Origin of the sequence: Streptomyces chrestomyceticus JCM 4735 (genome assembly GCF_003865135.1) — a bacterium.
In the GTDB taxonomy this organism is placed as follows: Bacteria; Actinomycetota; Actinomycetes; order Streptomycetales; family Streptomycetaceae; genus Streptomyces; species Streptomyces chrestomyceticus.
Window position 1 is genome coordinate 1,232,284 of record NZ_BHZC01000001.1, and the last position, 26,997, is coordinate 1,259,280.

Here is a 26,997-nt window from a genome sequence, read left to right on the forward strand (position 1 = left end):
GCCGTACGGCCCAGTCCGGCCGTGCCGGACGCCGTTCGGCCACCTGCGCCGGCGCGGGGACCGCGCGGCGGTTGCCGGGGCCGCTCAGTCCGGCAGCGCGAGCAGCACCCGCCCCGGCGTCCCCGGGCGTTCGACGGCTTCGTGCGCGGCGGCGATCTCGTCGAGAGGGTGCACGGCCGCGACCGGGTAGCGCAGCGCGGACGCGGCGGCCGCCGCGGTGATGTCGGGCAGGGCCAGCCGTACCGCTTCCCGGGGGAAGTCGTCGTACCCGAGCAGCCGGACGGTCGCGTTCTTGAAGGCCAGCGGCCAGAAGGGCAGCGCGGGGGCGGGCTCGTGGGTGGCGTAGGCGGCGAGGGTGCCGCCCGGGGCGAGCAGGCGCGCGTCGAGGGCGGCGTTGGCGTCGAAGGCGACCTCGACGACCCGGTCGGCGCCGCGTCCCCCGGTCAGCGCCAGCACCGCGTCCACCACGTCGTCCCCGGCGCACACGGCGCGGTCCACGCCCAGCTCCCGTAGCGCGGCGACCTGGCCGGGGCGGCCGACCGTGCCGATGACCTGCGCGCCCGCCCGCCGCGCCAGGACGGCCGCCGCGCGGCCGACGCTGCCCAGGGCACCCGCCACCACCACTGTCCGCCCGGCCACCGGGCCGTCCACGAACACCGCTCGGTGCGCGGTGATGCCGGGAATGCCCAGGCAGGCGCCCTGTTCGGCGGAGACGGTGTCGGGCAGGGCGCCGACGCAGCCCTCGGGGACGACCGTGTACTGGGCGGCGGTCCCGTACGGGCGGTAGCTCTGGGCGTACGAGCACCAGGCGCGGCGGCCGATCCAGGCGGCCGACACCCCGTCGCCGACCGCGTCCACCACCCCCGCCCCGTCGCTGTGCGGCACGGTGCGCGGGAAGGCGGGCGCGGCGGACCCCAGCCACACCTGCCGTTTCTTCACGTCCCCGGGATTGATCCCGGAGAACGCCAGCCGGATGCGCAGTTCCCCGGGTCCCGGCTCGGGTGTGGGCAGCTCTCCCACCTGGAACACCTTTCGGGCCGGGCCCCTGTTCTCGTACCAAGCGGCGCGCATACCGGCACGATACGGCGTCTGCCGACGGCGTGGACAACCCCCGCCGCGCGCAATACTTTCAATGGCACCTCAAGCCGTCCCGGAGGTGCGCGGTGAAGATCGAGGTCATCGAGAAGGACGATCAGTACATTCTCAATCACTGCACCAAATACCTCGCCAGGGAAAGCCGGGACGCGCGCCATGATTTCGGCCAGTACGCGCCGGGCGACGAGCGTGCGGCGATCTGTGAGGCATGGCGTTTCCCGGTGGTCGACGCGCACTGGGACGGGGTGTCGGCGGCCGGTTCGTACCCGTACAACGACGTGACGTTCGTCTACGACGGCCGCCGCACCGCCCCTGCCTCGGTGGCCGTACTGGGCACCTTCGGGCCGCTGCACTCGCCGGTGCCGCTGCGTCCGCTGGTGTTCGCGGGCGAGCCGACCGGCTTCTCCGCGACCACCGTGCGCGTCCCGAAGGGGCAGGTCCACACGTACAAGTTCGCGGTGGACGGGGTGTACACGCTCGACCCGGTCAACCCGCAGCGCACCGTCCTGGACAACGGCGAGCCGTGGTCCCGCTTCTTCACCGACGCCTGCACCGTGCCGCTGTCGCTCAGCCGCACCGAGCGCGACCTGCTGGGCCGGCTGGTGTGCCACCTGCTGCCCTTCCGGCTCGACGAGAACCGGCGGCTGATCCGCGGGGTGTACGAGTCGCTGGACCGCGCGCGCCGGGACGAGGAATTCCCGCTGGCCTATCTCCTGGACGACGAGGTGGGCACGGTCAACTACATCGACAAATTGATCGCCCGCCAGGAACAGCACCATGCCGATGATTACCACATCTGCCTCAAAATCATCGGGGAAATCATCCGGTCCCGTTTCGGCGGACTCGATCCGGCGGCCGCGCCCGCGGATCTGTACGCGGATCTCTACCGGCAGATGGAAACCGAAAAGGTGGACGGCTGGGACTACTCCCGTTACGGAAGTCCGCGGTTCTTCCTGCTGCTCCTGCGGCGGCATGCGATGACCGGTGCCTTCGTGCACCCGAAACACGGCGGGAATTCCGGTGCGGCGGGCTGGATGTATCTGGAGAGCCGCTTCCGGGACGCGCGGGACGGCACGCTCTTCGACTGGCGGCGGGCGCTGGAGTCGCCGCTGGGCCACAACACCGACTACCGCGGCTGAGGAGGACGGCATGGACGGGGAGAGCGCCGGAGTCGTCGTCATCGGCAGCGGCGCGGGCGGCGCACCGCTCACCCATACGCTCGTACGGGCCGGCCACCGGGTGGTCGTCCTGGAGAAGGGGCCGCTGCTGCGCACCCAGGCGCAGAGCCCCACCGGCCTGTCGGACTTCAAGCGCGACGAGTGCTTCGCCACCGGGTCGGAGAAGCGCATCACCGTGCCGGGCGTGGCCAACACCGGCGAGTCGTTCTACTCCAGCCACGTGGAACCGGACCTGAACGACGAGCCGCACGTCTACCGCGACAGCGACGGCCGGGACCGGGTCACCATCGAGGGATACACCGCCCAAGTGGTGGGCGGCGGGACCCAGTTGTACGGCGGTGTCTCCCCCGCTTCACCCCCGAGGACCTGCGGCTGGCCACCCTCAACGCGCCGCGCGGCGACCTGCGCGACGACCCGGGCGGCGACGTGCGCCGGGAGGCCCGTGACTGGCCGTTGGACTACGCCGCGCTGGAGCCGTACTACACCAAGGCCGAGGAGCTGGTCGGCATCAACGGGACCTGGGACGGCCAGGCCAAGGCCCCGTCCCAGGACCGCTACCAGCCGCCTCTGGAGCCCAACCCGATCAGCGCGTACGCGGCCGCCGGCATGGACGCGCTCGGCATGCGCCGCTACCGCACCCCGCTCGCGGTCATCACCCGCGACCACGCGCCCAGCGGCCGTACCGCGCCCGCCGACGCCGACACCGTCAAGACGGCGTTCGTCAACCGCTACGGCGACCCGCTGGGCCTGAAGTCCAACGCCTGGGTGTCGCTGCTGGCGCCGCTGCGCGAGGTGGACGGCGGCGGCGCCCTGGACCTGCGGGCCAACTGCACCGTCACCCATCTGGAGGCGGACGGCCCGCGCGTGACGAAGGTGCACTACCGCGACCCCGGCGGCCGCCCGCGCACGCTCACCGCCGGCACCGTCGTCGTGGCCTGCTCGGCCATCGAGTCCGTACGGCTGCTCCAGCTCTCCGGGCTGCTCGACCCGGCCTTCGACAAGCGCGTCAACGCCAACGGCCTGCTGGGACGCTACTTCCTGACGCACTGCTTCGGCGGCGCGCAGTGCGTCGTGCCGGACCGCTCGGACAAGTCCAAGACGCTGGACTCGGACTGGGCCACCGACCACTGCGCGCGCCCCGAGTGGTTCCGCGCCCAGGGCCTGTGGGCGGGCGGCGTGATCTACAACAACACCTCCGACGGCGCCCTGCCCATCTCCCTGGCCCGCACCTGGCACGCGATGGACATGGACAACATGTGGAAGGGCTACCTCTACGACACGGGCATCGTCGGCGACGGCTTCGAGGACTACCTGGAGGAGAGCTTCGGGCGGCGCCTGTCGGTGGCGTTCATGGCCAACCAGGTGCCGCAGCGGGAGAACCGCATCGAGCTGCACCCGAGCGTCAAGGACAAGTGGGGCCGCCCGGTCGCGTACATCATCAAGACCTGGCACCCGCACGACCGGGCGCTGATGGACGCGCTCGCCGAGCAGTGCCGGCAGATCCTGGTGCGCGGCGGTGACGTGCGCGACGTCAGCTCGGGTTCGGTGGGCGGTTCGGTGGTACGGATCGCCAACCACGTACTGGGCGGCGCCCGGTTCGGCGCGGACGCCGCGGACTCCGTCCTCGACCCCGACTGCCGGGCCTGGAACTTCGACAACCTCTACGTCACCGACGGGGCGTTCATGCCGACCTCGGGCAGCGCCAACCCGACGCTGACCATCGAGGCGAACTCCTTCCGCGTCGGCGACGTGCTGCTCGACAGGGTCGGGAGGACGTGACATGGACAGCCGCTTCGACGATGTCTTCACCCACCCCGAGAACGAGATCTTCCGCGTCGTCTTCTACCCGGACCGGATCTACCACGCCCGCTACCTCAACGCGACCCGCTCCTCCCGCTACCGCTACTACGTCGCCGAGGTGCGCGGCTCGGCGGACGGCACCGCCATCAAGGGCGACGTCTTCCTCGGCGGCACCAAGCTGTGCCCGATGCTGCGCATCGAGTACTCCGGCATCCGGCTCGTGGAGCAGGCCAGGGAGTTCAACCGGCGCCTGGGACCCCGTACGAAGGCGTGGCTGAAGGTCACCGGCGAGGACCCGGCGGACTCCGCCGAAGCCATCGTCACGCTGCACTGGGACCCGGTGATCGGCGCGTACGCGGCGGAGATCTGGGAGACGCTGGAGCCGCCGGACGGCACCGCGCACGACCACCGGGTGCTGCCGCTGATGGGCCGTAACGCGCCCATCACCCGCGTACCGCAACTGTCCCCGCTGCTCGGCTCGGTCTCCGAGGTGGCGATGGCCTTCCGTGAGGACGGCGTGCTGTACCCGACGGGCCAGCGGCTGGGCAACCCGCAGTGGGACAACGCCTACCTCCGCTCCCACCAGGAACCGCGTACGCAGGAGCCCAGCGACCCCCGCAACACCGTCGCCGACAGCAACTACCTCCTCGACTTCCAGCGCGGCTTCTTCATCCCGGACGCCTCCCAGATCACGCCGGTCAACTACCGCAACGCCATGACCGACGAGGGCAATCCGGAGCGCCGGGACGACAACATCGTGCAGATGCGCTGGCTGTTCCAGCGCGAACTCGGCAGCGACCTGGTGTTCTTCCACGAGGTGACGGTGCCGCCGGGCGCGGTGGAGGGCACCCACCGGCACATCGGCTCGGAGGAGCTGTACTACGTCGTCTCCGGCACCGGCACCGCGTACATGAGCGACGGCGACGACCCGACGACCGCCGCCTACCCGCTGGTCGAGCGGCCGGTCTTCGGCGTCGGACCGGTCAAGTGCCGTGAACTGCCGGTCAAACCGGGCAGCGTGCTCTACACCAAGAGCGGCGGCGTGCACGGCATCCGCAACCCGGGCACCGAGCCGCTGAAGTTCGTCGCGTTCCTCTACCACACCACCTGAGGCGGTCCCGCGATGCCCAAGATCGTGCACACCGACTCGGTCTTCCGCGTCGACCCGGTCAAGCCCCCGGACTACGCGGAGGCCAACCCGCTGCTGAAACTGCTGGGCCTGGTCGAGCGCACCCGGTTCGCCGCCGAACGCGAACTGTACGAGCCGGACTCGCTCCAGCACCTGTTCCCGCTGCGCACGCTCCAGCTCTACGGGCCCGCCTCCCCCGACCAGGACCAGCTCGACCCGGCGCAGCAGGACGACAAGACCGACTTCCAGAAACAGAACGTCCGCGACTTCACCCTCGCCGACACCCGGGCGGTACGTGGCTGGGCCGAGATCGGTGACTGGCGCGGCCCGTTCCTCCAACTGTCCTACCGGGGCGGCCCGGACTCCGCGCTGTGGCGCGAGGCCGGCCAGCTCGGCGACACCATCGGCTGCGTCCTCTCCGTCCAGGGCAGCCGCCCGCTGCCGGTGCGGGTGCCGTATGACGAGGAGACCGACTTCTACACCGTCGAGCTGTGGGGCCGGGTCGGCGACGGCCTCCGCGACCTCCTCGGCCCGCGCGGCCGGACGGCACTCGACTCCGGCCTGCTCCAGCCCCGCCCCGACCTCGTCACCGGCCTGGGCCAGGACTTCCTCCGCGACCAGATGACCAACCAGGACCTGCGGCTGGTCGCCCCGCGGCACGCCATGCACCCCGTCCTCCCCTGCTACCTCGACGTGCGCTGGACCGCGAGCCCCGACGGCGCGGGCCCGGCCGACCCGCCCTCCGGCTCGGTACGCCTCGGCTTCGAGATGAAGGTCCGCGGCTGGGACAACTACCTCGGCGTCGGCACCAGCCCCAACCCGCACGGGGGCGTCGGCTTCCTCGAATACCGCACGCTGTTCAGCGAGTACGGCCGCTGGGCGGGCACCGACGACCTGCGGCGCGCCCTGGAGCCGTACAACCTCGACGCGTACGGCAACAAGGGGCACGCGAGCGGCGACGTCGAACCCTTCCTCGCCGTCACCTACATGGACCTGCACGTCCTCGACCCGGCCTGCGGCATCGGTCTGCACCGGCACCGCGACAACCAGGAGGTCTTCCTGATGCTGGAGGGCGACGGGCTGATGGTGATCGGCGACTGGGCCGACTCCGGCAGCCGGGTGCGCTCCTTCGAGGTGCGCCGGCTGCCCGCCGGACACCTCGCCCTCCTCAAGGGCGGCAACCTGCACGGGCTGATGAACCCCGCCGACCAGCGGGCGTCCCTCTTCATGTTCGGCGGTTACGACTGATGACGGTCCCCCCGGCCTCCCCCGCCCCCGGCGACCCGTACCGGCTCGGCGCCCACTGGGACGGCTCCGGCACCTCCTTCGCCGTGTACTCCTCGGCCGGCGCGTACGGCGGCTCCGTCGAACTGTGCCTGCTCGGCGAAGGCGGCGAGCGGCGGCTCCCGATGGCGGTGGACTGCGACATCTGGCACACGTACGTCCCGGGCGCGGGACCCGGCCAGGGCTACGGGTACCGCGCGCACGGCCCGTTCGCGCCCGCACGCGGCCTGCGCTTCGACCCGTCGAGGCTGCTGCTCGACCCGTACGCGCGCATCCTGAAGCCGACCGGGGAGCGCACGCTGCTCCCGCTGCTCGCCGACCCGGCGTTCGACTGGGGCGACGACCGGGCGCCACGCCACCCGTGGTCCCGGACGATCCTGTACGAGACGCACGTCAAGGGCCTGACCGCGCGGCACCCCGAGGTGCCCGCGCCCCTCCGCGGCACGTACGCCGGGCTGGCGCACCCCGCCGTCATCGGGCACCTGAACCGCCTCGGCGTGACGGCCGTCGAACTGATGCCGGTGCACCAGTTCCTCCCCGAGACGTTCCTCCTCGACCGCGGCCTGACCAACTACTGGGGCTACTCCACCATCGGCTTCTTCGCGCCGCACGCCGCCTACAGCTCGACCGGCCACGAGGGCGGCCAGATCACCGAGTTCAAGGCGATGGTCAAAGCGCTGCACGCGGCCGGGATCGAAGTGATTCTCGACGTCGTCTACAACCACACCGCCGAAGGCCCGCCCGACGACCCCACCCTGAGCTTCCGCGGCCTGGCCAACGAGATCTACTACCGCCTGGACCCGGCCGACCCGGCCCGCTACGTGGACACCACCGGCACCCGCAACACGCTGAACGCGGGCCGCCCCGAAGTACTGCGCCTGATCATGGACTCGTTGCGGTACTGGATCACCGAGATGCACGTGGACGGCTTCCGCTTCGACCTGGCCGCGACCCTGGCCCGCCAGTACGGCTACGTCGACCGGCTGGCCGCCTTCTTCGGCCTGCTCCACCAGGACCCGGTCGTCGGCCGCGCCAAACTCGTCGCCGAACCCTGGGACGTCGGCGCGCCCGACAGCTACCAGGTGGGCCGCTTCCCGCCCGGCTGGAACGAGTGGAACGACCGCTACCGCGACACCGTGCGCGACTTCTGGCGGGGCCGCCCGGCCGTCGGCGGCCTGGCGAGCCGGATCGCCGGCTCCGCCGACCTGTACGCCCCCGAACGGCGCGGCCCCGACGCCTCCGTCAACTTCCTCACCTGCCACGACGGCATGACCCTGACCGACCTGGTCACCTATGCGCAGAAGCACAACGAGGCCAACGGCGAGCACAACCGCGACGGCACGGACGACAACCGCTCCGCCAACTACGGCGTGGAGGGCCCGACGCGCGACCCCGCCATCGTCTCCGTCCGCGAACGCCAGCGCCGCAACCTGCTCGCCACCCTGCTCCTCTCCCAGGGCTGCACGATGCTCCACGGCGGCGACGAACTCGGCCGTACGCAAGGCGGCAACAACAACGCGTACTGCCAGGACAACCCCACGAGCTGGTACGACTGGTCGGCACCCACCCCCCTCACCGACTTCGTGCGGCGGGCCGTCGCCCTGCAACGCGACCACCCGGTACTCCGACGCACCGCCTTCCTCACAGGTTCCGGCAACCCTCCGGACATCGCCTGGTACGACCGCGAGGGCCGCCCGATGACCCCGGCCCGCTGGGACGACCCGGCCACCCGCTTCCTGGCCTTCCTCCTCGCCGGAGACCGCGCGGCAGCACCCGACACCGACCTCCTCGCCCTCCTCAACTCCGGTGCGGACGCGGTGGACTTCCCGGTCCCGGGGCGGCCCGGCGCGGTGTACGAAGTGGTCCTGGACACCACGGCACCGGACGGCGCTCCGGCGGCCTCGGCCACCCTGAAGACAGGCGACGTGTGCACCGTCCCGGCCCGCACGGTGTGGGTGGCGACGGCCGGGCTGCCGGGCAGTTGACGACGCCCGTAAAGTGCCCGGGACAGCACCCACGCGCACCGCCAGGTCAGGGAGAACCGGAATGCCGATACGCACCACCAGACCGCTCCAGGCCCTACCGCTCGCCGCGACCGTGCTCACCGGCACGGTCGCGCTCTACATGGCGCTGGTCGCGTTCGGCAACATCACCGACTTCGGCACCAACCAGGCGTTCGTCCAGCACGTCCTGGCCATGGACACCACCTTCAAGGACCCGGACCTGATGTGGCGAGCCGTCGAGTCCCGCACGCTCCAGAACATCGCGTACGTCCTGATCATCATCTGGGAGACGGCCGCCGCACTGGTCCTCGTCGCGGCGACCGTCCTGTGGGCACGCGAACTGCGCCGGGGCTCGGGGTACGCCGGGGCGCGCCGTGTCGCCACCGCCGGACTGCTGATGGTGCTGCTGCTGTTCGGCGCGGGCTTCATCGCGATCGGCGGCGAGTGGTTCTCCATGTGGCAGTCCAAGACCTGGAACGGCCTGGAGGCGGCCACGCGCAACTTCGTGGTGGCGGGAGTGGCGTTGGTGGTCGTGCATCTGCGGGCGGCCGACGAGCGGTGACGCCCGGCATCCAGCGGCGGCCGGGCGCCGGTCAGCGAGCGGCGTAGCCCTCGTCCTCCTGGCAGATGCGCATGGCCGTGCTGTGGAATCTCAGCACCCGCAGCTCCGCATCCCTGCGGAACAGCACGCCGGAATGCTCGACGCGGAGCCAGACCTCGTCCGGGTCCACTTCGCGAGGCACGCACTCGGTGACCTGATAGCCGTCCGCGGCCAGATCGCGGACCAGCCGGGGAATCCTGGGGAGGCGTTCGCGTACGTACTTCCCCGGGGCACTGGGCAGGGAGAGGACCCGGCGACCGTGGTCGATCTCCATGTGCCAGAGCCGCCCCTTGCTCGTGAATCCCAGCTCCAGGTCCCCGTACAGGCAGTACACCGGGTCCGGCGCCTGTGCCGCGAAGGCTTCGGGTTCGCCCCAGCGGGCCACCACGTCGCGGTACAGGACTCCGTGTGTGGCCACACCGAGCCCTCCCGTACGCAGAAGCTCCGAAAGCAACGTCAAGAAAAACCGCTCCTCGCGGGTGTGAGGGGCCTTTCGCCCCGCCTGTCTTTTACGCGTCGCATCATACGAAAGGGCGCCGACGTCCTCAGCGCCCGGTCTTTCACCATTCGATGCGATATCCGGTCAGCCACGCGTCGGCCCCGTCGCCCCCGCGCCCGACACTGCGCGGCAGCATCACGTCGCGGACCAGCCGCCGCACCAGTCCCGGCGCCGAGCGGCGGGCCATGGCCGCGCTGTGCGCGACCACCCGCTCCACTCGCGCGCGCCGCAGTTCCTCGTACGCGGCGAAGGCCCGCCGGGGCTCGTGCTGGTCACGCAGGCACTTGGCGAGTACGACGCTGTCCTCGATCGCCATCGAGGCACCCTGGGCGGCGTTCGGCGCGGCGGCGTGGGCCGCGTCGCCGATGATCACCATGGTGTCGGAGAACCATCGCGGGGTGGTGGCGAGGTCGTAGGCGTGTGAGCCGACGATGTGGTCCCCGGTGGCCCGCACGACGGCCGCGGCCGGAGTGCGGTCACCGTCGAGCAGCGCCATGACCCGCTGCCGCCACTGGTCGGCCGTGACCGCGGCCAGGTCCTGCCGGGACCGCTCCGGCCCCGGCACGTTGGAGAACCACCACACCTCCCCGTCCGGCGCCGCCGTACACCCGAAGAAGGCACGCCTGCCGTAGATCATGGTGTACGTGTCGGGCGCGGACGCCGGCTTGACGTCGCGGGTGTAGCCGCAGACGGTGTGCTGACCGGTGTAGCGCGGCCGGGGCGCCGCCGGGTCGATCGTCTTGCGGACCACCGAATGGATGCCGTCCGCACCGATCAGCAGGTCCCCCTCGGCCCGGCTGCCGTCGGCGAAGGACGCCACCACCCGGCGGTCGCTGACCGTCTCGGCGGCGACCAGCCGCTTGCCGTGCCGGACGGCGATCCCGCGACGGCGGGCCTCGTCGTGCAGTACGCGGTAGAGGGTGGCCCGGGTGAGCGTACGGGGCCCCATGCCGGTCTCGTCGGAGGAGCCGGCGATGGCACGCTCGCCGAGCCGCTTCCCCGTACCGCTGAGGAACTCCACCCGCTCGGCGGGAAAGGAGTTCGCCACGACCGGACCATGGGCGCCGATGACGCGCAGCGCCTCCAGCCCGTTGGCGAAGACGACGAGGAACGCGCCGACGTCGTCCGCGCCGCTCGGGTACGCCTCGAAGACCTCCGCGTCGATGTCCGCCTTCTGCAGAGCCATCGCGGTCACCGCTCCCGCGATACCCCCACCGATGATCAGAGCCTTGGTCATGCCGCGCCCCCAGGTGAGTCGGCCGCGGAGCGGAGGTCCGCTCCGCCATCGTCCACCTTGCCGGTGGTGGGCGGCGGGAGCCAGACCCCGTGCGCGGGGCCGGCTCCCGCCGGGGGGCCGTGGCGCCGGGTGTCACCCCGCCGCGTACACGTCCTCCACATACCGCCCGGCGTCCGTCAGTTCCCGCAGCCAGGTCTCCGCCTGCTCCTCCGTGGCGCCCGTGCGAGCGGCATGCAGCTCGCGGAAGGCGGCGCGTACGCCCGGGGCCATCCGGCTGCCGTCGCCGCAGACGTAGACCCGGGCGCCGGCGTCCAGCAGTGCTCCGACCTCGTCGGCTTCGGCGGCGATGCGGTGCTGGACGTACCGGCAGTCGTCGACGGGCCGGGTGCTGAAGGCCGGGCGGAGGGACACCGCGCCGGCGGCCTCGGCGGTCCGCAGTTCGTCGGCGTGCAGGTAGTCGGCTTCGGGGGCGTCGCAGCCGAAGTAGAGGAGGGCGGGGGCGAGTTGCCCGGCGGTGGCCACGCGGTCCGCGATGGCGCCCCGGAAGGGGGCCAGGCCGGTTCCGGCGGCGACCAGGATGACCGGTGTCGGGTCGGCCGGGTCGAGGCGGAACGCCTCTCGGCAGGGCTGGACCCGGGCCAGGACGGTGTCGCCGGGCCGGAGCGTGTGCAGGTGTCCGGAGCCGGTGCCGCCGGGGAGCAGCGAGACCATCAGGTCGGCGTGGCGCGGGTCGGTGGCGGGTGAGGAGGAGAGGGAGTAGTGGCGGATGCGCATCGCCGGCAGGAGGTCGAGGAGGACCGGCCAGGTCAGCTCGCCGCGCAGGGCCGGGTAGGACTCGATCAGATCGAGGACGCTGCGCGGGTCGTCGGCGGGGAGCGCTTCGAGGGCGGCGCGCTCGGGCGGGCAGGGGTTGTGGGCGGCGAGGGCGGCGCGCTGGTCCGGTGTGGGGCGGGCGCCCAGTTCCACGTGGTGGGTGAGGAGGGCCCGTACGGTCAGCGGGCGGTCGACGGGCAGCGCGTCCCGGCTCGGGCGGCCCGCACCCGCGCGGATGTCGAGGACGGTGTCGAGGTCCACGCCCAGTACCCGTGCCGCGCGCTCCACGGCCGCCGTTCCGTTGGCGGGGAGTACGGCCAGGTGGTCGGCGGTGCGGTAGGTGACGCCTTCGGGGAGGGCGAGGCGCAGGAAGCGCTTGACGCGGGGGTGGCCGGGGGCGGTGAGGTCGTGGGCCTCGGTGACGGTCATCGGCTGGAGGCCGTGGCGGCCGGCGAGGGCGTCCAGGGGGCCGCCGGTGACCTCGCGGACGGTGTAGGACGGGTCCGTGGCGTCGGCCGTCGCGCTCGCGCCGATCGTCGCCGGGTCGCCGTAGCGTACGAGCAGTTCGGTGCGGAGCGCGGCCGTGAACGCCTGGACGGCGCCGTTCAGGTCGCCGGACGCGTCGGCCTCGCCGCGCGGCAGCAGCCGCTCGGCGCCCAGGGCGGCCAGCCGCTCGTCGAGCAGGGTCGGTACGCGCTGGTAGGTGGCGGCCCAGTTGCGGTCGCCGACGCCGAGGACGGCGTACGGTACGCCTTCGGCCTGCGCCTGCGCGCTCTCCAGCCACTCCATGAAGTGGGCCGCGTCGTCGGTCGGCCGGCCGTTGTAGGAGGCGGTGACGATGACGACCGGCCGGTCGGTGGGGAGGGCGCCGGCCGCGGCGTCCAGCGGGGCGACCTCGGCGGTGAAGCCGAGGCCGGTGGCCTGGTCGGCGAGGCGTTCGGCGAAGTCGCGGCAGGTGCCGTAGTTGGTGCCGTGGAGCAGCAGCAGGCCGGTGTCCTGGCGGACCCGGGTGGGCAGCCCGTCGTCCGTACCGGGCTGCGTGTCGTCCGGCTCCGCCGCCCCTCCGGGCAGGACCGCCAGCGCGGCGCGCAGGGCCGCGCGGTCGGCGGGCGTACGCCGGCCGAGGGTCATCGTGAAGCCGTCCGGCTTGAGGGTCAGGGTTTCCTTGATGCGGAGCCGGTAGTCCGCGTGGTCGATGAGACGGTAGCGGTGCACCAGCATGGCGAGCAGCATCGTCGCCTCGTGCAGCGCGAACTGCCGCCCGATGCAGGCGCGTTCCCCCGTGCCGAAGGGCTTGTACGCGTGCGGGGAGCGGGCCGCCTCGGCCTCCGGCGCGAACCGGGTGGGGTCGAACAGCTCCGGGTTGTCGCCCCACACCGGGTCGCGGTGCAGCATCGGCGTGAGGACGGTGACCAACTGGCCCGCCTTCACCGGGTAGCGGCCGCCGAGCAGGGTGTCCTCACGGGCCTGCCGGCTGAAGGCGGCGGCGGTGGGCCACAGCCGCAGTGCCTCGTTGAGGACCTGCCGGGTGAAGGGCAGCCGTCCGATGTCCTCGAAGGACGGGTCGGGGTCGGTCGCGTCGCCCCACAGTTCGTCCGCCTCACGCTGGGCCAGGCGCAGCGCGGACGGGTCCTTGAGCAGGTGGTGGAGGGCGAAGGAGAGGGCGCCGGAGGTGGTCTCGTGGCCGGCGATGAGGAAGGTGATGACCTGGTTGCGGATGTTGGCCAGGTCGAGCGTGGTGCCGTCGGCGGGGTGGGTGGCGCCGAGCATCAGCCCGAGCAGGTCGTCGGAGGCGTCGCGGGCGCCGGGGGTTCCGTCCGCGTCGCCGCTCCCGCCCGTACGGGTGGCGATGACCTCGTCCACGACCGAGGCGAGGTAGTCGGCGTCGGCCCGGAAGGCGGCGTCCTCCTCGGTGTAGTCGCCGCCCGGCTCCCGGCCGAGGCGGGTCATGCTCCATTCCAGGCAGCGGACCATCGCCTCGACGAAGGGGTGCGGGGTGTCGCGGGCGAACGACTCGAAGTCGAAGCCGAAGCCCGCCAGGCCGATGGTGTCCAGGGTCATCCGGGTCATGTCGTCGGCGACGTCCACGGGCGTCCCGTCGGCGGCGCGCCGGTCCCAGCTTCCGAGGACCCGGCGGGCGACCTTCAGCATCGCCGGGTGGTAGGTGCGCATCGAGCCGAGCGCGAAGGCCGGCATCAGGATGTCGTGCGCCTTGGCCCAGTTCGGTTCGTCGTTGTACGCGGTGAACAGGCCGTCCCCGGCGAACTCGCGGACGTTCTCCAGGGCGACCGCGATGCCCTTGGCGAAGCGCTCCTCATCGGACAGCTCGGTGACCAGTTCCAGCGAGGAGACGAGTGTCACCTCGTGACCGTGCAGCCGTCGCCGGTACACCGGGCCGTGTTCACGGGCCAGGGCCATGGCCTGCTGGAGCGGGGTGGAGCTGAGGCCGGTGGCCGACAGGTCGACGACCGGCACCTCCTCGTACGGGCGCACCGCGCCGTCGGCTGCTTCGAACGGGATCGTCTCGGTCATGTCTCCAGCGTGACCTGCCCGGTGTACCGTGCGACGCCGGGTAACTGCATGATTGTGCAGTGGTTTTTCGTTGTCCGCTCTTGCGGCCGGACCGGAGAAGGGGCAATGGACGAGGCGACGGCGGAGGGCGCGGCGAGCCCGTGGCGCAACTACTTCCTGATCCTGCTGGACCGCATCCCGGTGCCGACCGCCGTGTGTGACGCGCACGGCGAAGTGCTGATCGCCAACCCCGCGATGGCCGCCGAGTGGGGCGCGGCCCCCGGACAACTGCGCGGCCGCAACCTGCTGGACCTCTTCCGGCCCCGCTCCCAGGCGCAGGTGGACCGGCTGATCGACGCGCTGCGCCTGGGCCGCAGGTCCCGGTACCCGGTCGGGGTGAGCTGGCGGGCCGGCGCGAACGGCACTGAGCGGGAGGGCGAGTTGACGGTGGACCCGGTCGGCGACCCGTCGGAGGACCTGCCCGTCCTGCTGGCCCTGCTCCGGGTCCACGAGGACACGCCGCCCGCCCCGGCTCCGGGGCGCGAGGCGGCCAGCCCCGTCGAGACCCGCATCCTCGCCCTGGCCGCCGCCGGCGCGACCACGGCCAGCATCGGCGGCCACCTCGGCCTCACCGTCGACGGCGTCAACTACCACCTCACCCGCCTCTCCCGCCGCTGGCGCGTACAGGGCCGTACCGCCCTGGTCGCCAAGGCGTACGTGCTGGGCGTACTGGCGCCGGGGGTGTGGCCGCCGGCGGCCGCGGAGGCGCCGACGGCGGAGTTCCCGGAGGGCTGAGCCCCCCGGCCGCCCTCCCCGCAAAGATCCACGAATCCGCCCGAAACGAACCCTGTCGGGCCACGGAGGAGGCGAGTAGCGTCGGGCTCCCTTCTTCCGTACGGAGGGTGTCCTGCCATGGCCGACACCGTGAGTCACACGCAGTACGAGAGGTACGAGGGCGGCAGCCCGGAGGCCGAGCGGGTGGTCTTCGAGGAGCTGGCGCGGCAACTGATGCAGGTGCAGCTCGTGAACCGGAAGAGCAGTGGGGCGCAGGGTGTCGAGCGGGCCTTCCACGCCAAAGGGGTGCTGGGGGTGGAGAACGCCCGGCTGCGGTTCGACGAGGGGCTGCCCGCCGCGCTGGCGTCCGGTTTCGTGCGGGCGGGTGCGCAGTACCCGGCCGTGGTGCGGCTGTCGAACGCGAGCGGTACGGCGCAGGCGGACATCTCGCCCGATCTGCGCGGTATCGCCGTACGGGTGGAGGTGTCGGCGGAGGAGACCCACGATCTGCTGGCGACCAACTTCCCGGTGTCGCACGCGCGTGACGCGCGGGAGTTCGTGGCGTTCGCCCGGGCGATGGCGGGCGCCGAGAGCACCCTGCAGAAGGCGTTCGGGCTGCTGGTGAAGCTGCCGCTGGCGGTGGGCTGGGGTACGGCGGCGCGGATGCGCCGCAATGTGCAGGCCGCCACCCGGCACGTGGTCGGTTCGCTGGCGCGTGAGACGTACTGGAGCCGGGGCGCGGTCATGTGGGGCGACGCGGGGCCGGTCCGCTACCAGTTGCGGCCCGCGCCGGGCGGTGCCCCCGCGCCGCGGCCGGACCGGCACGACCCCGACCATCTGCGCCACGAGCTGGCGGGGCGGCTGGCGCTGGGCGACGTCGAGTTCGAGCTGTGCGTGCAGCGGTACGTCAGCGAGGAGCGCACGCCCATCGAGGACGGGGCGGCGCAGTGGCGGGAGACGGACGCGCCGGTCGTGCCGGTCGGGCGGCTGACCATCCCGCGGCAGGACGTGACCACCGCCGAGGCCCGCTCCGCGGCCCGCCGGGTGGAGGCGCTGGCGTTCAACCCGTGGCACACCACGGACGAGTTCCGTCCGCTGGGCAATCTGAACCGGGCGCGCAAGGCCGCGTACCGGGCGAGCGCCGGGCACCGGCTCGGCACCCGGTTCCGTACGGAGGAGCCGCTGCGCAACACCGTCCTCGGGGTGCCGGTGCGGGCCGCCTTCCGGGCCGTCAACCGGTACGTTCCGTGGCACAAGCTGCCGCTGAACCTGAGTCTGCTCAACCTGGTGGCGCTGCGGCAGGCGCTGCGCCGCTTCAACCTCATCGACACCGAGGTGCCGGAGGCGCCGCCGCAGGCCGTGCCGGTGCCGGAGACGGTGGACGAGGGCGCGCGGATGGCCCGTACGTACGACGGTTCGTCCACCGACCTGTCGGAGCCCCGGATGGGCGCGATCGGTTCGGCCTTCGGGCGCAACCTCAAGCCGGTGTACCGGCCGGACCTGGACCTCGTCCCGAACCCGGTCACGACGGCGCGCCAGTTGCTGCACCGTACGGCGTTCCGGCCGGCGCCCTCGCTGAACATCCTGGCCGCGGCGTGGATCCAGTTCCAGGTGCACGACTGGGTCAACCACCGGCGGTACAAGCCGGGCGAGCGGTCGGTGGAGATCCCGATGCCGCCGGGCAGCGCCTGGACGAACACGCCCGGCGGGCAGCCCGAGGACGTGATGCGCTTCGCCGAGAACATCGGGGTGGAGCGGCCCGGCGAGCCACCGCTGCTGTTCACCAACACCACGTCGCCGTGGTGGGACGGCTCGGAGGTGTACGGCGGCGACGAGGCCACCGCGCGGTCGCTGCGCGAGCCGGACGGCGCGAAGCTGCGGCTGGAGGACGGGCATCTGCCGGTCGGCGCGGGCGGCATCCCGCTGACCGGGTTCAACGAGAACTGGTGGCTGGGCCTGAGTGTGATGCACACGCTCTTCGCCCGGGAGCACAACGCGCTGTGCGACGCGCTGCACGCCGAGTACCCCACCATGGGCCAGGACCGGATCTACCACACGGCCCGGCTGATCGTCTCCGCGCTGATCGCTAAGATCCACACCGTGGAGTGGACGCCGGCGATCCTGGCCACCGAGGCCATCGACGTCGGCCTGAAGACGAACTGGCAGGGCCCGCCGGACAAGTGGCTGAGCAAGCTGGGGCTGTGGCTGGTCGAGTCGCACGCGCTGCGCGGCATCCCGGAGACGCTGCCGGACCACCACAAGGTGCCGTACTCCCTGACCGAGGACTTCGTCACGGTCTACCGGATGCACCCGCTGATCCCGGACGACTACGAGCTGCGCGAGCACCGCTTCGGGCAGCGCGTGGAGACCGTCACCTTCGACGACATCCAGGGCACCGCGGCCGAGGCGGTGGCCCGCAAGACCGGGCTGACCGACACGCTGTACTCGCTCGGCATCGCCCACCCGGGCGCGATCACCCTGCACAACTACCCGGAGGCGCTGACCCGCTTCGAGCGGGACGGGGAGATCATCGACCTGTCGGTGGTCGACCTCGTACGGACCCGGCGGCGTGGCGTGCCGCGCTACAACGACTTCCGCGCCGGGCTGCACAAGCCGCGGGTCCGCGGTTTCGAGGACATCAGCTCCGACCCGCAGACGGTCGCCCAGCTCAAGGAGGTCTACCGGAACGTCGACGAGGTCGACACCATGGTGGGGCTGTTCGCCGAGAACCCGCCGGAGGGCTTCGGCTTCAGCGACACCGCCTTCCGGATCTTCATCCTGATGGCCACCCGCCGTATCCAGTCGGACCGGTTCCTGACCGTCGATTTCCGGCCGGAGCTGTACACGCCGCTCGGCATGGACTGGATCGCCCGCGGCGGGATGAACTCCGTCATCCTGCGGCACTGCCCGGAGCTGGCCGCGATGCTGCCGCGCGGCGCGACCGCCTTCGCGCCGTGGCGGCCGGTGCTCCCGGGGCGCGGCGGCGCGGGTTCGTGAGGGACGCCGGCCGCGCCGCGTCTCCGGTGGGGCGCGGGGCCTGTCACGGGTCCCGCGCAGCCCTGCGTACGGGTCGCTCACAGGCTCCGTGCAGCCCTGCGTACGGGGTCGCTCACGGGTCGCGCGCAGCCCTGCGTAAAACGCGGACAAGGCGCCCGATAACCTCCTGGTGTGGAGGAGAACACGCCCGCGCCCTTCGAGCGCGGTACGGACGGCCCGAAGGTCATCGTCGTCGGCGTCGACGGGTCGGACTCGTCATGGCGCGCCGCCGCCTACGCGGCGGGGCTGGCCCGTAGGCAGGGGTCCAAGCTGGCCCTGGTGTACGTCCAGCCGGTACTGCCGGCCGGCGCGGCCATGGGGGCACCGATCGTGGACGCGACGAACGAGGTCGCCGACGAGCTGATGGCGGAGATCCGGGCGGCGACGGAGCGCGCGCGGGGGACCTACGACCTGCGCTGGGAGTTCCACACGCTGCGGGGCGACCCGTACTCGGGCATGGTGCAGATGGCCGACGAGCTGACGGCGGACGCCGTGGTGGTGGGGGCGTCGGAGTCCGCGGGGCACCGGATCATGGGGTCGGTGGCGGTCCGGCTGGTCAAGGCGGGACGGTGGCCGGTGACGGTCGTGCCGTAACCGGTCGGGGCGGGATACGGGTACGGCGCGGGGGTACGGACGCGAGGCCCGGCCACCGGCGGTTTCCGGCCACCGCGATGGCCGGAATGCAGGCGTCAACCAGATTGGTCTGGACCACGAAGGTGGGGGCGGTTAGGGTCCTTCCACGTACGGCGCACCGGCCGTACCGACCCCGCACCGCCCTGCTCACAGCACCGCCCCGCCGGTCCGGTCCGGCGCGCCCGGACCCTGTCGTCACTTGCCGCCTGCCGCGACGGTGACGACAGAACCTGGCGTGGACCGCGCCGTCTCCGGCACTCGCTCCGCCGCCCCCGCCAGCTCCGCACCTGGGACCGGTCCATGATCGAAATCGTGGTCGTACTCCGGGTCGAGGACGCCGTCCTCGACTTCCTCTCCGTCCTCACCGACCCCGACCCCGGCGCCGGCCCGGCCGCCGTGGTCCTCGCCGACCGGGGAGACGTCCTCCCCCTGCCCGCCGGTACACCACCGGCCGAACGGCTCGCCCTGCTCGCCCCGTACGTACGGTCCGCCGAGGAGGACGCCGCCTCGCCCGGCCCCGACGCCCTGGCCGGCCTGATACGCCGGGCCGCCGACGGCCACTCCGCCCGCGTGTGGACCCACTCCCCCGCCGACAACCGGCGCAGCCGGGGCCGCGTGGGCCGGGACACCGCCCTGGCCTGCGCCGGACTGACGGACGCCGCCGGGGCCGCCGCCGTGCGGGTGCTGACCGTGCGGCACGCCGTCGGGTACTCCCCGTTCCTGCAGTTCGTCAGCGACCTCGACCGCCCGCTCGACCGCGCGCAGATCGCGGCCAAGCTGAACTTCGTCAACGACGCCGCGCCCGGACTGCTCGACACCCCGTCGCCCGAATTCATGGTGCAGACGCCCCGTATCCCGGCCGCCGAGCGGTTCTTCGTATCCGATCCGGTCGAACGCGAACGGCTCTTCGCCCTGCTCGCCAGCCTGGGCGACGAGGCCGCCGCCGTCACCGATCCCTGGGAGTTCGCCACCTCCCCGTACGAGGCCCGGCGCCTGGACGCGACCGCCGCCTGGGTAGGGCGGCACTGCCCACCTGGCGGGAAACCGCTGGTGGAAGTCGGCGCCTGCGAGGGCGCGTTGACGGCCCGGCTCGCGGCGGACGGCTTCTCGGTGTACGCCACCGAACCCAACCCGCGCTTCCGGGACCGCCTCGACGCCGCGGTGCGGGACACCGACGCCGTGCGGACCGGCACCGAAGACCTCGCCGAGCTGGCCAAGGACGGGCCGGAAGGCGCCGCGTATCTGCTGGTCGAGATGCTCTACTACGGCCAGGACCTCGCACTCCTCGACGACCTGCCCACCGGTCTGCTCTTCCTCGCACTGGAACCCGAGGCGCTGGAGGCGCGGCTGCGGCCGTGGCTCGCCGCCTCCGCGGTGTGGCACCTGGTGGAGGAGACCCGGCTCGTCGCGCCCCGGGTGGAGCCGGTCTGCGGCGGCCGCGCGTACTTGAGCAAGCGCGGCAGCGTCGGGCTCGTACTGCGCCGGACCGACGGCTGATCCGGCCGCGCCCTTTCCGGTGGGCCTCCGGCCTGCCGTTCCGTCACCGGTGAGCGGCGAGCACTCCGCCCGCCGCTCCCCCACCGGCACCGGCGGGCCTCCCCGCCACCGATGGGCCGCCCCGCCCACCGCCCCTTTCCGCCGCGCCGTCACCGGCCGCGGCCCGGCCGTCCGCCGGGCTGCCGCCGCCCCCGCCGCCCCGTACCGGAAGGTTTCCATGCGCGCCGACATCTCCCTGGTCAACGCCTGCCTGCTCCCCGCCTACGCGGGCCGCTCGCCCGCCGACTGGATCCTGCGCGCGGCGGACCAGGGCCTGGCGGGCGTCGGCCTGTTCGGGACGAACTTCCCCGCCGGGTCCGGCTCGCTGCGCGAGGAGGTCACCGCACCGCTCCGCGCCGTACGCCCCGATCTGCTGATCGCGCTGGACGAGGAGGGCGGTGACGTGACCCGGCTCGACTACCTGCGCGGCAGTGTCTACCCGGGCAGCCACGCCCTGGGCGCCGTCGACGACACCGGGCTCACCCGGGAGGTGGGCGCGGCGATCGCCCGCGACCTGCGGGCCGAGGGCGTCAACCTGTGCCTGGCCCCGTGCGCGGACGTCAACTCCCGCCCGGACAACCCCATCATCGGGGTCCGCTCCTTCGGCGACCGGCCGGACCTGGTGGCGCGGCACACCGCGGCGTACGTCCGGGGCGTCCAGGACGCCGGGGTCGCCGCCACCCTCAAGCACTTCCCCGGGCACGGCGACACCCGGACCGACTCGCACGCCGAACTGCCGGACATCGACCGCGACGCGGCGTCCCTCGACGCGGTGGACCTGCCGCCGTTCCGCGCCGGGATCGCGGCCGGCGCCCGGGCCGTGATGACCGGTCACATCCGGCTCTCCCGGCTGGACGGCCTGCCCGCGACGCTGAGCCGGCGGATCGTCACCGGTCTGCTGCGCGAACAGCTCGGTTACCGGGGCGTGGTGATGACGGACGCGCTGGAGATGGCGCCGATCGTACGGCGCTGGGGGTACGGCGGCGCGGCGGTCGCCGCGCTGGCCGCCGGAGCGGACCTGGTGGTGCTCGGCGCGACGGACGGGGAGAAGCTGCTGCCCGAGGTCCACGACGCCGTGCAGGAGGCGCTGGACCGGGGCACGCTGACCTTGGAGCGGGTGGCGGAGGCGGCCTGCCGGGTCGCGTCGCTGCGCGCCTGGGCCGACCCGGCCCGGCGCAACGGCACACCGGACCCCGGCGGGCCCGCGCCCGACAGACACCGCGAGCCCGTCGGCCTGACCGCCGCCCGCCGGGCCCTGCTCGCGCACGGCGTGCCCAGGGCCGCCGACGGCCGCCGTCTGCACACCGTACGGCTGGCCACCGCCGCCAACCTGGCGGTGGGTGACGCCCCGTGGGGTCTGGAGGCCCCGCTCCGGCGCCTCGGCGCACTGGCCACCGCCACCGAGGTCGAGCCGGGCATCGACCCGGCCACGGTCGTCCCGCCCCCGGACGACGGTGACCCGCTCGCGGTCGTCGTACGGGACGCGGAGCGCGACCCCTGGCAGCGCGCGGTCCTCCAGGAGCTGCGGGCCCGGCGCCCGGACCTGGTCACCGTGGAGATGGGCCTGGCCCCGGCCCGTCCGCTGCCCTCGGACGCCCCCGCGACCCTGTTCACCCGCGGCGCGGGACTGGTCAACGCCATCGCGGCGGCGGAGTACCTGACCGGCCGGGCCTGGCACGGCCCGCTGCGGCCATGAGCGCCCGGCAGGCCCGCGTACGGGCGGTGGACCCGCCCCCGGCCCGTCCCGCTGGAGCGGGGGCAGCGGCCGGGTACGGGCAGGGAGTGACCGCCGGGTCCCCCCAAGGAGGTGGCTACGACCACTGCGTCGGCCTGGGCTACCACTGCGAGTCGACGTATCAGATCCGGCGCGTCACCGGGGTCACCCGCGCCCACTTCTTCGACTGGCTGGACCTCGACTTCGAGTCGGTCGTCGAGGCCGTGGCGGAGGACTTCCGTCATGTGCTGCGCCCCGGCCTGGTCGAGCCGTTCGACGATGGTCGATGTGCCCTGGACCGCGGCTCGGACATCCGCTTCTACCACGAGTTCCACCCCGCCGCCGGCGCCGGTACCCCCCTGACCCAGGCGGACATCGACGCCCAACTCCCCCGCGTACGAGCGAAGTTCGCCGCCCTGGCCGGACGCTGGCGGGCCCTCGCCGGCTCCGCCGCCCGGGTGCTCTACGTCCACCACGACGCCTGGGACGAGCTGACCGCCGCCGACCTGCGCCGGCTGCGCGCGGTGATCGCGGCCCAGCATCCGGGCCACCGCTTCGACCTGCTCTGGCTGCGCCGCACCGCGCCGCCCGACGCCGACGCGACGGGCCCCGGCATCACCTGGGGAACGGTCGCCGCCGCCCCCGGCCGCTGGGAGGGCGACGACGCCGCCTGGGACGCCGCCCTCACCCCCGTACTCACCCGCCCCCACGCCCCATCACCACACCGGCACTCCCAGCACTCCCAGCACTAAGGATTCGCATGACGCCTCCCCCGCCGCGCACCGTCATCCTCTCCCCGCACTTCGACGACGCCGTCCTCTCGCTGGCGGGTCTGATCCCCCGGCTCCCGGCCCCGGTGACCGTGGTGACCGTGTTCGGCGGCGCCCCCGCCGGACACCACGCCGTCTCCTGGTGGGACAGCACCTGCGGCTTCTCCACCGCCGCCGAGGCCCACCGCGCCCGGCTCGCCGAGGACGCGCGGGCCACCGCCCTGCTCGGCGTGGACCGGACCGTACTGAGCCACCCCGACGACCCGTACGGCGAAGGGGACGAACTGACGGACATAGACGCCTACTTGCGCGCCTTGCCGACGCCGCTCCCGCTCGTCCTCCTGCCCATCGGCACCAACCAGGCCGACCACCGCCGGGTGCGCGACCGGGCCCTGCACGTCCTCGACGAGCTGGGCGCACCACTGCCCCTCCTGTACGCCGACCTCCCGTACACCGGCCACCTGCCCGAGTGGGGCACCCCGGACACCGACCGCGCCCTCGGCCGCGACCAGACCTTCGGGCTCTCCTACCAGGATCTGGCGGCCCGCTACCGCATGGACCTCGCGCACGACCTGGTCCTGACCGACGAGGAGTGGGCCCGCAAGCGGGAAGCGGTGCACTGCTACAGCTCACAGCTCGCCCCGCTCGCCGCCGACCACGGCAGACTGCTGGCCCGGAGCGGCCCGCTGCGCGCCGAGCGCGTCTGGTCGCCGGTACGCCGCCCGCAGCCGGCCGGGGCGGACGCATGACCGCGCACGGCGCCGCGCCGCCGCCCGTCCTGGAAGCGCACGACCTGGTGAAGGAATACCGCCGCGGGCGCGTCGTGGACGGCGTACGGCTGACCGTGCGCGAGGGCGAGCGGGTCGGGCTGCTCGGTCCCAACGGCGCGGGCAAGACCACCACCCTGCTGATGTGCCTGGGCGCGGTCGCGCCGGACGCCGGAAGCGTGCACGTCCTCGGCCACCGGCTGCCCGCCGGCCGCCCGGCCGCCATGCGCGGCGTCGGCTTCGCGGCCGGCTACCTGCCGCTCCCCGACCGGCTGCGGGTGCGCGAGTACCTGCGGCTGTACGCGGACCTGTACGGGCTGCGCGCCCCGCGTGCGGCGGTGGAGGGCGCCCTCGACCACTTCGGCATCGGTCACCTCGCCCACGCGATCGGCACCGAGCTGTCCAGCGGCCAGCGGACCCTGGTCGGCATCGCCAAGGCGTCCCTGCACACGCCCCGGCTGCTGGTCCTGGACGAACCCACCGCGGCGCTGGACCCGGACATCGCCCTGCGCGTGCGCACCGGGCTGCTGGACCTGTGCGCGCGGCACGGCACCGCGCTCCTGGTGACGAGCCACGACATGGTCGAGGTGGAGCGGCTGTGCGAGCGGGTGGTCTTCCTGGCGGCCGGGCGGGTGACCGCGGACGGTACGCCGCAGGAGGTGGCGCGGCAGTTCGAGCAGCGTGACCTGGAAGGGGTCTTCCTGCACCTCGCGGAGGCCCGGGACCGCGAGCGGGCGCGGGGCGGCGGCGGGGCGGGTGCCGATGCCTCGGCCGGGGCCGATGCCCGTACCGGGGCCGACGACCGGGAAGGGGCCGGTGCCGTATGAGCGCCGTGGAGGCCCCTGAGCTGCGCGGGTCCGCCGCGGCCAGCGCGCACCGGGTGCGCGCCGTCGCCCGCCGTCACTGGCTGGTGCTGCGCCGCAGCCCGCACCGGATCTTCGACGTCCTCGTGTGGCCGGTCGTCGACACGCTGCTGTACGGCTCCATCGGGCTGTTCGCCGCGAAGGCGACGGGCGCGGCGGGCGGCGGGACGCAGACGGGCTCCGGCACGGAGCTGGGCACCGGGACCGCGTTCGCGGTCTTCCTGCTCAGCGGCACGGTCCTGTGGCACCTGGTCCACCAGACGCAGATCTCGCTGGCCACCGGCTTCCTGGAGGAGACCTGGTCACGCAATGTGATCGGGCTGCTCACCACGCCGCTGCGCGGCTGGGAGTACCTGGCCGGGGTGGGGCTCTTCGCCCTGGTCCGGACGGCGCTGAGCACGCTCGCGGTGGCCACGCTGGCCTTCAGCGCGTACGCCTTCGACGTGACGTCCCTGGGCCTGGGGCTGATCCCGGTCGCCGCGCTGCTCCTGCTGTGCGGCTGGGCGGTGGCCCTGGCGGTGGTGGGACTGGTGCTGCGCTACGGCAGCGGCGCCGAGGCCCTCGTCTGGGGCGGGCTGTCGGTGGTGATGCCGCTGTCGGGTGTCTTCTACCCTGTCTCGACGCTGCCGGGGGCGCTCCAGCCGGTCGCCCAGGCGCTGCCCACGACGCATGTCTTCGCGGCCGGGCGGGCCCTGGCCGGCGGCGGGCCGACACCGTGGCGCGAACTGGCGGTGGCCACACTGGGCACCGTCACGCTGCTTCTTCTGGCCCTGTTCTTCCTGGGCCGCATGGTGGCGTCCTTCCGGCGCCGCGGGCTGGTGACCCGGTACTCATGAGGGCAGGGGCGCGCCGGGCTCCCGGCGCGCCTCTCAGCCGTCACCTGGTGCCTGGCCCCCGTCAGCCCTCGTCGGCGTCCTCCAGCCGGAACCCGACCTTCAGCCCGACCTGGTAGTGCTCGATGTCCCCGTCCACGATGTGCCCGCGCACCTGGGTCACCTCGAACCAGTCGAGGCCCCGCAGCGTCCGCGCCGCCCGCTTGACGCCGTTGCGGATCGCGGCGTCCACGCCCTCCGGGGACGTCCCCACGATCTCCGTCACCCGGTACGTGTGATTCGACATGTCCGCTCCTTCGTCCTGCCGGTGTCCGTGCCGGCCGTCCGTACGCGGCCTCGTACGGACCGCCGCACGCCCCGGGTGCCCGGATTCACCGGTTCCACTCAGCCCCGCCAGGCGGTCGCCTTCCCCTGCCGCCCCCGAAGGGCCATGATGACCGGCCATCGGCCGTCATCGAGAGGGAGGGGCACGGGGATGCGCGGGGGACAGGGAGTGTGGCGGCGTAAACCGATCGAAGTCGTTCAGGAGACGGAAGGCGGCTCGGGCGAACAGCTCAACCGGGTGCTGGGCCTGTGGCAACTGACCGCCATCGGGGTCGGCGGTCTCATCGGCGCGGGCATCTTCACGCTCGCCGGGACCGTCGCGAACGGCAAGGCCGGTCCGGCGGTGCTGGTGTCGTTCCTCGTCGCGGGCGTGGCCAGCGCGGCGGCCGCGTTCTCGTACGCCGAGTTCGCGGGGCTCATCCCGAAGGCGGGCTCGGCGTACACGTACGGCTACGCGGTGCTGGGCGAGCTGGCGGGCTGGTTCATCGGCTGGGACCTGCTGCTGGAGTACACGGCGATCGTGGCGGTGGTCGCGATCGGCATCTCCGGCTACTTCAGCTTCCTGCTGGGCGAGATGGGGGTGGAGCTGCCCGCCTGGATGCTGGGGGCGCCGGGGACCGGTGGGGGGCACCGGGTGGACCTGTTCGCTGCGGCGCTGTGCCTGTTCATCGCGTATCTGCTGAACCTCGGCATCAAGAACGCGGCTCGTTTCGAGACCATCGTCGTGGGCCTGAAGGTCCTGGTCGTACTGCTGGTCATCGGAGTCGGTTTCTTCCACATCAGGACCGGCAATTACACACCGTTCTTCCCCTTCGGCGTCAGCGGTGCCTTCACGGGCGCGGCCACGGTTTTCTTCGCGGTGTTCGGTTACGACGCCATGAGCACCGCGGCGGAGGAGTCCAAGGACGCCCAGCGGCACATGCCGAAGGCGATCCTGTATTCGCTGATGATCTCGATGGTGCTGTACGTGCTGGCCTGCCTGGTGCTCACCGGTATGCAGAACTACACGGACATCGACCCGGAGAGCGGCTTCTCCTCGGCGTTCAAGTCGGTGGGGCTGAGCAGTCTGGCCGATGTGATCGCGGTGGGCGCGATCATCGGCATTCTCACGGTGATGTTCACCTTCATGCTGGGGGTCACCCGGGTGTGGTTCAGCATGAGCCGGGACGGGCTGCTGCCGAAATGGTTCGCCAAGACCCATCCTCGGCGGCACGTACCGACCCGGGTGACGTGGACCGTGGGCATCGCCTCGGCAGCCATCGCGGGTTTCCTGCCCATCGGGGAGGCCGCCGAGCTGACGAACATCGGCATTCTGCTGGCGTTCGTGGTGGTGTGCGTCGCGGTGATCGTGCTGCGCTACAAGCGCCCCGACCTGCCGCGTACGTTCCGTACCCCCGGGATGCCGGTGGTGCCCGCGATCGGGGTGGTCTTCTCGCTCTGGCTGATCACGTTCCTGGAGTGGCAGACCTGGGTGCGCTTCGCGGTGTGGTTCCTGATCGGCCTGGTCATCTACTTCACGTACTCCCGCCGGCACTCCGAACTGGGGAAGGCGGAACGGGAGAGCACCGGCCTGGAGGGCCGCGACGGGCGGCTGTGA

21 protein-coding genes and 1 pseudogene are annotated in these 26,997 nt (G+C 72.9%); 17 read left to right on the plus strand and 5 right to left on the minus strand.

All coding sequences use genetic code 11. The features are described 5' to 3' along the window. Positions 1 to 84: 84 nt before the first annotated feature. Positions 85 to 1,071 (minus strand): NADPH:quinone reductase, encoded by a 987-nt coding sequence (locus tag EJG53_RS05025; protein ID WP_125043816.1) that lies wholly within the window; start codon positions 1,069 to 1,071, stop codon positions 85 to 87. Between the two features lie 92 nt (positions 1,072 to 1,163). Between EJG53_RS05025 and EJG53_RS05030 the strand changes: the two genes are divergently transcribed. The 7 genes and pseudogenes from EJG53_RS05030 (at position 1,164) to EJG53_RS05055 (ending at position 9,051) form a co-directional block, all read left to right on the plus strand. Next, positions 1,164 to 2,234 (plus strand): gluconate 2-dehydrogenase subunit 3 family protein, encoded by a 1,071-nt coding sequence (locus EJG53_RS05030; protein ID WP_125043817.1) that lies wholly within the window; start codon positions 1,164 to 1,166, stop codon positions 2,232 to 2,234. A gap of 10 nt (positions 2,235 to 2,244) precedes the next feature. Next, positions 2,245 to 2,331, plus strand: a pseudogene (locus tag EJG53_RS42160) (hypothetical protein); the annotation flags it as partial. Positions 2,332 to 2,699: 368 nt separating this feature from the next. Beyond that, positions 2,700 to 4,052 carry a GMC oxidoreductase gene (locus tag EJG53_RS42165; protein WP_244954985.1) on the plus strand — a complete coding sequence of 451 codons (1,353 nt, stop codon included), beginning with the start codon at positions 2,700 to 2,702 and terminating at the stop codon, positions 4,050 to 4,052. 1 nt (position 4,053) lies between these two features. Next, positions 4,054 to 5,184 (plus strand): cupin domain-containing protein, encoded by a 1,131-nt coding sequence (locus tag EJG53_RS05040; protein WP_125043818.1) that lies wholly within the window; start codon positions 4,054 to 4,056, stop codon positions 5,182 to 5,184. 12 nt (positions 5,185 to 5,196) lie between these two features. Then, positions 5,197 to 6,450, plus strand: coding sequence for a cupin domain-containing protein (locus EJG53_RS05045; RefSeq protein WP_125043819.1), 1,254 nt, complete (start codon positions 5,197 to 5,199; stop codon positions 6,448 to 6,450). Next, entirely contained in the window at positions 6,450 to 8,471 is a 2,022-nt protein-coding gene (glgX, locus tag EJG53_RS05050) for a glycogen debranching protein GlgX (protein ID WP_125043820.1), read from the plus strand. Before EJG53_RS05045 ends, glgX begins: the two co-directional genes overlap by 1 nt. Positions 8,472 to 8,532: 61 nt before the next feature. Then, positions 8,533 to 9,051 (plus strand): DUF2165 domain-containing protein, encoded by a 519-nt coding sequence (locus EJG53_RS05055; RefSeq protein ID WP_125043821.1) that lies wholly within the window; start codon positions 8,533 to 8,535, stop codon positions 9,049 to 9,051. A 31-nt stretch (positions 9,052 to 9,082) separates the two neighbouring features. Here the strand turns inward: EJG53_RS05055 and EJG53_RS05060 are convergent, their stop codons facing one another. From EJG53_RS05060 to EJG53_RS05070, 3 genes are all read right to left on the minus strand, one after another. Beyond that, positions 9,083 to 9,508, minus strand: a complete 426-nt coding sequence (locus EJG53_RS05060; protein WP_125043822.1) for a hypothetical protein — start codon at positions 9,506 to 9,508, stop codon at positions 9,083 to 9,085. A gap of 142 nt (positions 9,509 to 9,650) precedes the next feature. Then, positions 9,651 to 10,826, minus strand: coding sequence for an FAD-dependent monooxygenase (locus tag EJG53_RS05065; protein ID WP_125043823.1), 1,176 nt, complete (start codon positions 10,824 to 10,826; stop codon positions 9,651 to 9,653). Between the two features lie 132 nt (positions 10,827 to 10,958). Continuing rightward, on the minus strand, positions 10,959 to 14,171 hold the full coding sequence (locus tag EJG53_RS05070; protein ID WP_125043824.1) for a bifunctional cytochrome P450/NADPH--P450 reductase: 3,213 nt from the start codon (positions 14,169 to 14,171) through the stop codon (positions 10,959 to 10,961). Positions 14,172 to 14,276: 105 nt separating this feature from the next. Between EJG53_RS05070 and EJG53_RS05075 the strand changes: the two genes are divergently transcribed. The 9 genes from EJG53_RS05075 (at position 14,277) to EJG53_RS05115 (ending at position 25,079) form a co-directional block, all read left to right on the plus strand. Further along, positions 14,277 to 14,945: a PAS domain-containing protein gene (locus EJG53_RS05075; protein WP_125043825.1), complete on the plus strand. Its 669-nt coding sequence runs from the start codon at positions 14,277 to 14,279 to the stop codon at positions 14,943 to 14,945. Between the two features lie 117 nt (positions 14,946 to 15,062). Beyond that, on the plus strand, positions 15,063 to 17,921 hold the full coding sequence (locus EJG53_RS05080) for a peroxidase family protein (protein ID WP_125043826.1): 2,859 nt from the start codon (positions 15,063 to 15,065) through the stop codon (positions 17,919 to 17,921). Positions 17,922 to 18,092: 171 nt separating this feature from the next. Continuing rightward, complete coding sequence (locus EJG53_RS05085) at positions 18,093 to 18,554, plus strand: universal stress protein (RefSeq protein ID WP_125043827.1); 462 nt, start codon at positions 18,093 to 18,095, stop codon at positions 18,552 to 18,554. A gap of 339 nt (positions 18,555 to 18,893) precedes the next feature. Further along, entirely contained in the window at positions 18,894 to 20,090 is a 1,197-nt protein-coding gene (locus tag EJG53_RS05090) for a methyltransferase domain-containing protein (protein WP_125043828.1), read from the plus strand. A 217-nt stretch (positions 20,091 to 20,307) separates the two neighbouring features. Continuing rightward, positions 20,308 to 21,825 carry a glycoside hydrolase family 3 protein gene (locus EJG53_RS05095; protein ID WP_125043829.1) on the plus strand — a complete coding sequence of 506 codons (1,518 nt, stop codon included), beginning with the start codon at positions 20,308 to 20,310 and terminating at the stop codon, positions 21,823 to 21,825. Then, entirely contained in the window at positions 21,822 to 22,595 is a 774-nt protein-coding gene (locus tag EJG53_RS05100) for a DUF1796 family putative cysteine peptidase (RefSeq protein ID WP_244954986.1), read from the plus strand. Before EJG53_RS05095 ends, EJG53_RS05100 begins: the two co-directional genes overlap by 4 nt. Positions 22,596 to 22,603: 8 nt before the next feature. Then, complete coding sequence (locus EJG53_RS05105) at positions 22,604 to 23,362, plus strand: PIG-L deacetylase family protein (RefSeq protein WP_125043830.1); 759 nt, start codon at positions 22,604 to 22,606, stop codon at positions 23,360 to 23,362. Beyond that, positions 23,359 to 24,207 carry an ABC transporter ATP-binding protein gene (locus EJG53_RS05110; protein WP_125043831.1) on the plus strand — a complete coding sequence of 283 codons (849 nt, stop codon included), beginning with the start codon at positions 23,359 to 23,361 and terminating at the stop codon, positions 24,205 to 24,207. The genes EJG53_RS05105 and EJG53_RS05110 overlap by 4 nt, the downstream gene beginning before the upstream one ends. Beyond that, positions 24,204 to 25,079 carry an ABC transporter permease gene (locus tag EJG53_RS05115; protein WP_125043832.1) on the plus strand — a complete coding sequence of 292 codons (876 nt, stop codon included), beginning with the start codon at positions 24,204 to 24,206 and terminating at the stop codon, positions 25,077 to 25,079. The genes EJG53_RS05110 and EJG53_RS05115 overlap by 4 nt, the downstream gene beginning before the upstream one ends. A gap of 61 nt (positions 25,080 to 25,140) precedes the next feature. On the opposite strand, the gene EJG53_RS05120 is transcribed toward EJG53_RS05115, so the two are convergent. Beyond that, the gene (locus EJG53_RS05120) at positions 25,141 to 25,362 is read right to left on the minus strand and encodes a dodecin (RefSeq protein ID WP_125043833.1); all 222 of its coding nucleotides are present in this window, start codon (positions 25,360 to 25,362) and stop codon (positions 25,141 to 25,143) included. A 189-nt stretch (positions 25,363 to 25,551) separates the two neighbouring features. Between EJG53_RS05120 and EJG53_RS05125 the strand changes: the two genes are divergently transcribed. After that, entirely contained in the window at positions 25,552 to 26,997 is a 1,446-nt protein-coding gene (locus EJG53_RS05125) for an amino acid permease (protein WP_125043834.1), read from the plus strand.